The organism is Kitasatospora sp. NPDC058243 (assembly GCF_042882025.1).
Taxonomy (GTDB): Bacteria; Actinomycetota; Actinomycetes; order Streptomycetales; family Streptomycetaceae; genus Kitasatospora.
Genome location: NZ_JBHVWW010000127.1, coordinates 1 through 7886, shown reverse-complemented (window position 1 = coordinate 7886; position 7886 = coordinate 1). Strand labels below are relative to the sequence as shown.

The window sequence follows — 7886 nt, the reverse complement described above, 5'->3', positions numbered from 1 at the left end:
AGGCGGCCGCCCTCGACGACGCCGCCGGGCAGGACCAGCCGGGCGCCGGCCAGTGCGGTACGGTCACGGTCCGCGGTGGTCACGCGGTCACCTCCGGCGCTGCTCCGGGCAGCCGTAGAACTGAGTGAAGTTGCTTGTTTCCTAGCCATGATAGTCAGATTCGAGCGGACGACCAGACCTGCGACCTGCTCGCCGAAATCAGTCCGACCCGGCGCCACCCAGGGCTTTGGCTTCCGGCCGGGCTAGAATCGCGTCATGCTCAAAGCTGATCGCGCCACCCGGATCCTCTCGCACGTCACCGAAGCGGGGAGCGCCGATGTGCACGCGCTCGCCGAACTCCTGGACGTCTCGACCGCGACCGTGCGCCGCGATCTCCAGGAGCTCCACGAGCAGGGGCTGCTGCACCGCACCCGGGGCGGCGCGGTGACCGGCTCGGTCAACCTCGAACTGCCGCTGCGCCACCGCGGCGAGAAGCAGCGGGAGGAGAAGCGCCGGATCGCCCTGGCGGCGGCCGAGCTCGTGCCGGAGGGGGCGGTGGTGGGCCTCAGCGGCGGCACCACCACCAGCGAGCTCGCCCGGGTGCTCGCCGAGCGCACCGGCATCACCGTCGTGACCAACGCGGTGAACATCGCCGCCGACCTGATCGTCCGCCCCGAGGTGCGCCTCGTGGTGATCGGCGGCATCGCCCGCACGGCCAGCTACGAACTGGTCGGTCCGGCCGCCGACCGGATGCTCTCGCAGTACCACCTGGACATCTCCTTCATCGGGGTGGACGGCCTGACGGCGCAGGAGGGCTGCACCACGCACGACGAGATGGAGGCCCAGACCGACCGGGCGTTCCTGCGCAGCAGCGCGCGCTCGGTCGTGCTGGCCGACAGCACCAAGGTCGGCAAGGTCACCTTCGCCCGGATCTGCCCGCTCTCCGACGTCCACGACCTGGTGACGGACGACGGCCTGACGGACGCGCAGCAGCGGGCCGTCACCGGCTGCGGCGTCCGGGTCCGGCGGGCCTGACCGCCGACGGGCCCCGGGGCGCGGCCTGATCCACCGGCCACGCCCCGAAGCCCCGGTTCAAGCCTTGCGGCCCCCGGTTCAGGCCTTGACGCCGCCCGCCGTCAGGTCGGTGCGCCAGAACCGCTGCAGCAGCAGGAAGGCCACGACCAGCGGGACGACCGAGACCAGCGAGCCCGTGACGACCAGGTTGTACGGGGTGTGGTCCCGCAGGCCGTTCCAGTAGTAGAGGCCGAGGTTGACCGGCCAGAGCTTCTGGTCGGAGAGCGTGACCAGCGGCAGGAAGAAGTTGTTCCAGATGGTGGTGAACTGGAACAGGAAGATGGTCACCAGCGCCGGCGAGAAGATCCGCAGGACCACCGTGAAGAAGATCCGGAACTCCCCCGCGCCGTCCATCCGGGCGGCCTCCAGGATCTCGTCCGGGACGGACGCGGCGGCGTAGATCCGGCTGAGGTAGACGCCGAACGGGCTGACCATGCTGGGCAGCAGGACCGCCCAGACGGTGTTGACCAGATGGGCCTTGGACAGCAGCAGGTAGACCGGCAGGGCGAGGAGCGGCGCGGGGACGAGCACCGCGGCGAGGATCGTGTTGAACACCGCCTCGCGGCCCCGGAACCGGTACTTGGTGAGCGCGTAACCGGCCATCGCCGCGAGCAGGGTGGCGGCCGCGGCGCCGACACCCGCGTACAGCACGGTGTTGAGGAGCCAGCGGAAGTAGAGCCCGTTGTTGGCGGTGGCCAGGTCGTGCAGGTTGTCGCCGAGGTGGAGGGTGGAGAACCAGAAGCCGCCGCTGCCGAACAGGTCGCTGCTGCTCTTGGTGGAGGCCACCAGCAGCCACCAGGCGGGCAGCAGGAAGTAGGCGGAGAGCACGAACAGGACGGCCGTGCCGAGGACGTTGGGGCGCGGCCGGCGGCCGGGAGCACCCGGGTGGGCGGGGCGGCGGCGCGCCGGGCGGGCGGTCTCGGGGCGGCGGCGGAGGTCGGCGGTGCTCATGCGGTCACCCGGTTTCCGGTGATGCGCACCGAGAGGCGCAGGAAGGTGAAGGACAGGACGCAGGTGGCCAGGGCCAGCAGGACGGCGATGGCCGCCGCCTTGCCGTAGTCGTTGGTGCCGAACGCCGCGTTGTACGCCGCCATGTTGGGCGTGTAGTCGGCGGAGACGGTCGAGGCCAGCGAGTGCAGGACCATCGGCTCGGTGAAGAGCTGGAGGGTGCCGATGATGGAGAAGATCCCGGTCAGCACCAGGGCGGGGGCCACCAGCGGGATCTTGATGTGCCAGGCGGTCCGCCAGGGGCCGGCGCCGTCGAGGTCGGCGGCCTCGTAGAGCTCGCTGGGGATGGCCTGGAGGGCGGAGAGGATGACCAGCATGTTGTAGCCGGTCCAGGTCCAGGTGACGATGTTGGCCATCGACCACAGGACGGTGCCGGAGGAGAGGAAGTCGGCGTCGATGCCGATGTCCCTCAGCCCGGCGACGAGCGGGCTGGTCCCGGGCAGGTAGAGGAACGCCCAGAGGATGGTGGCCACGACGCCCGGGATCGCGTACGGCAGGAAGTAGGCGAGCCGGAAGAACTTCCGCAGCCGGGTGCCCTTGGCGTCGATCAGCAGGGCGAGGCCGAGGGCCAGTCCGAGCATCACCGGGACCTGGACCACGCCGAAGAGCAGCACCCGGCCGACGCCCGCGAGGAACGAGCCGTCACCCAGGGCCGCGGTGTAGTTGTCGAGCCCCGCGAAGACCGTTCTGGCCGGGCCGAAGCCCAGGCCGGAGCGCTCCACGCGGTACAGGCTCTGCCAGAGCGCGTACCCGATGGGCAGCAGGAACAGGACGGTGAACAGCAGGCCGAAGGGGGCCAGGAAGCCGAGGGCCGCGCGGTTGCGGGACGGCCTCCGTCGTGCGGTGGCGGCCTTCGGGGCGGTGCGGCCCGGCACCGCCGGGGTTGCTGCGCTCATCTGGGGTTCTCTCTCGTGCGGGCGGTGGTCGGTCCCTCGGGCGTGTCGGACGTGTCGGGCGCGCCCGGGCCGGCGGACCGTGCGGGGTCCGCCGGCGAGCCGGTCAGCCGGCGGTGACCGTCAGCCCCTTGGACTTCATCGCGTCGACGGTCTTGTTCTGCACCGTGCCCAGCGCCGCCGTCAGGTCGCCGTGGGCGGCGACGGCCGCGCCGAAGGCGTCGGTGAGGTCGCTGGAGGTCTGGGTCATGGTCGGGCCCCAGCTCCACTTGGGGGCCTGCGCCGTCGCCTGCTTGAAGACGTCGAAGATCGGCTGGTTGCCGAAGTAGGCGCTCGGCTTCGCCAGCGCCGGCGCCGACGTGCCGCTGGTGGAGGCGGGGTAGATGCCGGCCTTGTCCACGAGGGTGCCGACGGCGGCGGCGTCCGTGCTCATCCAGTTGGCGAAGCGCAGCGCCGCGGCGGTGTTCTTGCAGCCCTTGACCACCGCGGTGGACGAACCGCCGTCGTTGCCGACCGACTTGGCGCCGCCCTGCCACTGCGGCATCGGGGCGACCGCCCACTTGCCGGACGCCTGCGCCGCGTTCTGTTCGAGGATGGAGGAGAACCAGACCGGGCCGGGGTAGGCGGCGAGCGTGCCGTCCTGGAGGTCCTTGTAGAGGTCGGGGCTGAAGCCCTGCTCGGACTTGACCTGGCCCTGGTCGATCAGGCCCTGCCAGTACTTCGCGACCTTGGTGGTGGCCGGGTCGCTCGCGAGCGAGACCTTCCAGCCCTTGCTGTCGGTGCCGAACCAACTGCCGCCGGCCTGGGCGGACATGCCGGCGAACCACCACGGGTCGTCCGGGTTGAACACGCTCAGGTACCCGTTGGGGTTGGTGGCGTGCACCTTGGCGGCGTCGGCGGCGAACTCCTCCCAGGTGGCCTGCGGCTTCAGGCCGTACTGGGCGTACAGGTCGGTGCGGTAGTAGAGCGCCATCGGGCCCACGTCGACCGGGATGCCGTACACCTGGCCGCCGACCTTCACCGCGTTCCAGGCGCCGTCCCCGTACTGCGACTGGTACTGCCCGGCCTCGCCGCTGACGTCCTGGACGGCGCCCTCCACCACGAAGCTGGGCAGCGACTCGTAGCCGACCTGGGCCAGGCAGGGGGCGTTGCCGGCCTTGACGGCCGCGAAGATCTTGGCGTAGCCGCCCTTGCTGCCCGACACGATCTTCTCGAACTTGACCTTGGCGTCCGGGTGGGCCGCGTTGTACTGGGCCACCGCCTCCTCGTAGCCCGGCGCCCAGCCCCAGAACGTGACCTCGGCGGAGCCTCCGCCGCCCGAGGCGCCGTCACCGCCCGATCCGCAGGCCGCGATGCCGGCGAGCAGCGGCAGCGTGGCGGCGGCGGCCAGCAGGCGGGTGCGGATTCGTGTCTTCGCCATGAGGATCTCGTCCTTTACGTGTACTGGCCCTCGGCCGTCGCGGCGCGGTGTCGGGTGGACGGCGGCCGGCGCGAGCGGGTGCGGTGCGGTGAGGGTGCGGTGCGGTGAGGGTGGGGGTGGGGGTGCGGTGGGGGTCGGCAGGGTGCCCGGGTTCCGGAGGTTCTGGGGCCGGCCGGGAGTGCCGCCGCGCGTCGGCGGCTTCCTCACCGGACCGGTTCCGGCTCCGGATCCTGGTCCTGGTCCGGGCCCGGTCCGGGTGTCGGTGGTCGCGTGCCCATCGGACCACCCCCTGCTCTATGGTGCGCAGTTCGGATGAGTATTGCTCAATATCGAGCAGGTTCCTAGGGCTTCGGAGCACGAAGCGGTCTCGGTTTCGACACGGCCCGTCGCGCGGAGAACCGGGCGGAGAGCCGGGCGACGGGCCGGGTGCGCGGAGCGTCAGCCCAGGTCGGGCCCGGCCACCAGGTGCACGGCGGGTTCGCCGGAGCGGTCGAGTTCGAGGACGGTGATCTCGTTCGTCCCGCTGCGCAGAACCGGCCAGGGCAGGAAGAGCGTGCACTGCGGTCCGCGGTCCCAGTAGCGGCCCAGCAGGAAGCCGTTGACCCAGACGTAGCCCTTGCCCCAGCCCGGCAGCGCCAGGTAGCCGTCGGCGGGCTCCCCGACCTCGAAGGCGCCGCGGTGGAAGGCCGCTCCGGGGCCGGCGGCCGGAGCGACGGCCTCGTCCCAGGGAAGCCGGTCCGGTGTCCCGTCGGCCAGCGGCATCGGGTCGGCCGTCCACCCGTGCAGGTACTGCTGGGTGTGCAGGGCCCCCGCGATCCCCTTGCGGTCGCCGATCCCGGCGCCGTAGTTGACCCGGCCCATCGACTCGACCAGCAGTTCCAGCCGGGCACCCGCGCCGGGCACCGGGAGGAGCAGGGGCTCGTGCTCGACGTCGCGTTCCAGGGTGGCGAGGTGGGTGCCGTCGACGCGGACGTGGGCCCGGTCGGCGAGCCCCTCGACGGTCAGCGGGTACGCCGTGCGCGGGCCGGGGATGGTGGTCCGGTAGCGGACGAGGCCGTGCGGGAGGCCGAGTTCCTCGAAGGAGAGCGGGACGGCGGAGCGGACCTCGCCGGTGGACAGGTGGTCCACCACGTCCGCCAGCGGCAGGGACCTGTCGAGCTCCACCCGGCACGCCGGCAGCGTGGCCGGGAGCTCCTCGGGCTCCGGCACCGGGCCGTCCGCGTACGCCGCCAGGACCTCGCGGAAGGCCCGGAACTTGGCCGTGGGGGCGCCTCGTTCGTCCAGCGGGGCGTCGTAGTCGTAGGAGGTGACGGTCGGCTGGTAGCCCCGGCCGGTGCGCGGGTCGGCGGTGTTGGCGCCGGCCCAGGTGCCGAAGTTGGTGCCGCCGTGGGCCATGTAGAGGTTGACGGAGGCCCCGGCCGCCAGGATCTCGCGCAGGGCCTCGGCGGCGTCCTCGGCCGGGCGGGTGGTGTGCGGCTCTCCCCAGTGGTCGAACCAGCCGTTCCAGAACTCCATGCACATCGGCGGGTCCTGGGGGCGGTGGCGGCGCAGCTCGGCGAAGGCCTCGGTGGCGCGGCTGCCGAAGTTGACGGTGGCGAGGTGGCCGGGAAGGGCGCCGCCGGTGAGGAAGAAGTCCTCCGGCCCGTCGGAGGTGCAGAGCGGGACGTCGATGCCGCGGGCGCGCAGGCCGTCGGCGAGGTGGGCGAGGTAGGCCCGGTCGGTGCCGTAGGAGCCGTACTCGTTCTCGATCTGGACCATCAGGACGTTTCCGCCGCGGGTGGTCTGGTGCGCCGCCAGGATCGGGATCAGCGTGTCGTACCAGCGGTCGACGTGGGCCAGGAAGCGCGGGTCGCCGGTGCGCAGCGGCAGGCCTCGGCCCGCCCTGCCCGGTTCGGCCAGGAGCCACCAGGGCAGGCCGCCGTTCTCCCATTCGGCGCAGATGTAGGGGCTCGGGCGGACGATCGCGTGCAGTCCGGCGTCCGCGGCGGCCCGCAGGAAGGCCTCCAGGTCGGCGATGCCGGTGAAGTCGTACGTGCCGGGGCGGGGCTCGTGCAGGTTCCAGGGGACGTACGTCTCCACGGTGTTGAGCCCCATCGCCCGCAGCATCCGCAGGTGGCGCGGCCACTGCCCGGGCAGGCTGCGGAAGTAGTGCAGGGCGCCGGAGAGCAGGCGCAGGGGGCGCCCGTCGAGCGTGAACCCGGTCCGGGAGATCTGGAGCATGAGTGGTCCTTGAGGGGGTGGTTCGGGGGACGGTGTCGGCCGGGGCTCGGTCGCCCTGGGCGCGGTCATCCGGCGGTCCCCGCGACGACGGGCAGGAGCCGGCCGACGGCCTCGGTGATCGCCCCGCGGCCCGCGGCCAGGTACGCGCGGGGGTCGACGCCCCGCTCGTCCGCCGCCAGGTGGGACCGGACGGCGGTCGTCATGGCGATGCTCAGGGCGGTGCCGATGTTGACCTTGGCTATGCCGCCGTGGACGGCGCGGCGCAGCTCGTCGTCGGGGACTCCGGAGGAGCCGTGCAGGACGAGCGGGACGTCGAGGGCCGCGTGCAGGGCGGCGAGCAGGCCGTGGTCGAGCCTGGCGTCGCGGGAGGTCATCGCGTGGGAGCTGCCGACGGCGACGGCGAGGGCGTCCACGCCGGTCTCCTCGACGAAGCGCCGCGCCTCTGCGGGGTCGGTGCGGGCCCCCGGCGCGTGGGCGTCCAGCGGCCCCCGGCCGTCCTTGCCGCCGACCTCGCCGAGTTCGGCCTCCAGCCAGAGCCCGGCGCCGTGCGCCCAGACGGCGGCCTCGCGGGTGGCGGCGACGTTCTCCGCGTAGGGCAGGTGCGCGGCGTCGTACATCACCGAGCTGAACCCGCATTCGGCGGCCTGGCGGAGCAGGACGCCGGTCTTCACGTGGTCCAGGTGCAGCGCCACCGGGACGGTGCTCGGCTCGGCGCAGCGCACGGCGGCCGCGGCGAGCGGGGCCAGCCGCCCGCCGTGGAACCGCACCGCGTTCTCGCTCACCTGGAGGATCACCGCGGTGCCGGCGGTCTCGGCGGCGGAGACGACGGCCTCGACGTGCTCCAGGGTGATGACGTTGAAGGCGGCGACGCCGCCGTGCCGGGCCGCGGCCCGGGCGACGAGGCCGCCGGTGGCTGCCAGGGGCATGAACTCTCCTGTCGGGTGGGGCTGTTCAGTCGGAAGGAGCTGAGCCGGCGAAGGGCGTGGCCGGGGTGACCAGGACCAGCGGGAGGTGGCCGCGGTAGGCCTGCGGGTCGAACCGGCCGGCGTACGGGGCCTGGACGGCGGCGGCCGACAGGGCCACCGCGTGGGCCAGCGCCGCCGGCCACGGCGTGCGGTCGGCGAGGGCCTCGGCCAGCGCCGCGACCGCCGCGTCCCCCGCGCCGGTCGGGTTCCCCCGCACGACGGCCTCCGGGGGCAGGCGGGCCCGCCAGCTGCCGTCCGGGGTGACGGCGAGGAGCCCGTCGGGGCCGAGCGAGGCGACCACCGCCCGGGCGCCGGCGTCGACGAGGG

At 73.2% G+C, this 7886-nt stretch carries 7 protein-coding genes; 1 reads left to right on the top strand and 6 read right to left on the bottom strand.

All coding sequences use genetic code 11. From position 1 onward, the window contains the following. The first annotated feature begins 255 nt into the window (after window positions 1-255). On the top strand, window positions 256-1014 hold the full coding sequence (locus ACFVX9_RS39190; protein ID WP_363378426.1) for a DeoR/GlpR family DNA-binding transcription regulator: 759 nt from the start codon (window positions 256-258) through the stop codon (window positions 1012-1014). A gap of 78 nt (window positions 1015-1092) precedes the next feature. Here the strand turns inward: ACFVX9_RS39190 and ACFVX9_RS39185 are convergent, their stop codons facing one another. From ACFVX9_RS39185 to ACFVX9_RS39160, 6 genes are all read right to left on the bottom strand, one after another. Then, window positions 1093-2004 (bottom strand): carbohydrate ABC transporter permease, encoded by a 912-nt coding sequence (locus ACFVX9_RS39185; protein WP_380486174.1) that lies wholly within the window; start codon window positions 2002-2004, stop codon window positions 1093-1095. Next, a complete protein-coding gene (locus tag ACFVX9_RS39180) occupies window positions 2001-2957 on the bottom strand; it encodes a carbohydrate ABC transporter permease (RefSeq protein ID WP_387987009.1) in 957 nt (318 codons plus the stop codon). Before ACFVX9_RS39180 ends, ACFVX9_RS39185 begins: the two co-directional genes overlap by 4 nt. 103 nt (window positions 2958-3060) lie before the next feature. After that, window positions 3061-4374: an extracellular solute-binding protein gene (locus tag ACFVX9_RS39175; RefSeq protein ID WP_380380351.1), complete on the bottom strand. Its 1314-nt coding sequence runs from the start codon at window positions 4372-4374 to the stop codon at window positions 3061-3063. 438 nt (window positions 4375-4812) lie between these two features. Then, on the bottom strand, window positions 4813-6594 hold the full coding sequence (locus ACFVX9_RS39170) for a beta-galactosidase family protein (protein ID WP_387987005.1): 1782 nt from the start codon (window positions 6592-6594) through the stop codon (window positions 4813-4815). Between the two features lie 65 nt (window positions 6595-6659). Beyond that, a complete protein-coding gene (locus tag ACFVX9_RS39165; protein WP_387987002.1) occupies window positions 6660-7520 on the bottom strand; it encodes a ketose-bisphosphate aldolase in 861 nt (286 codons plus the stop codon). A gap of 25 nt (window positions 7521-7545) precedes the next feature. Then, window positions 7546-7886: PfkB family carbohydrate kinase (locus ACFVX9_RS39160; protein WP_387987000.1), on the bottom strand; the 341-nt coding region annotated here is incomplete at its 5' end.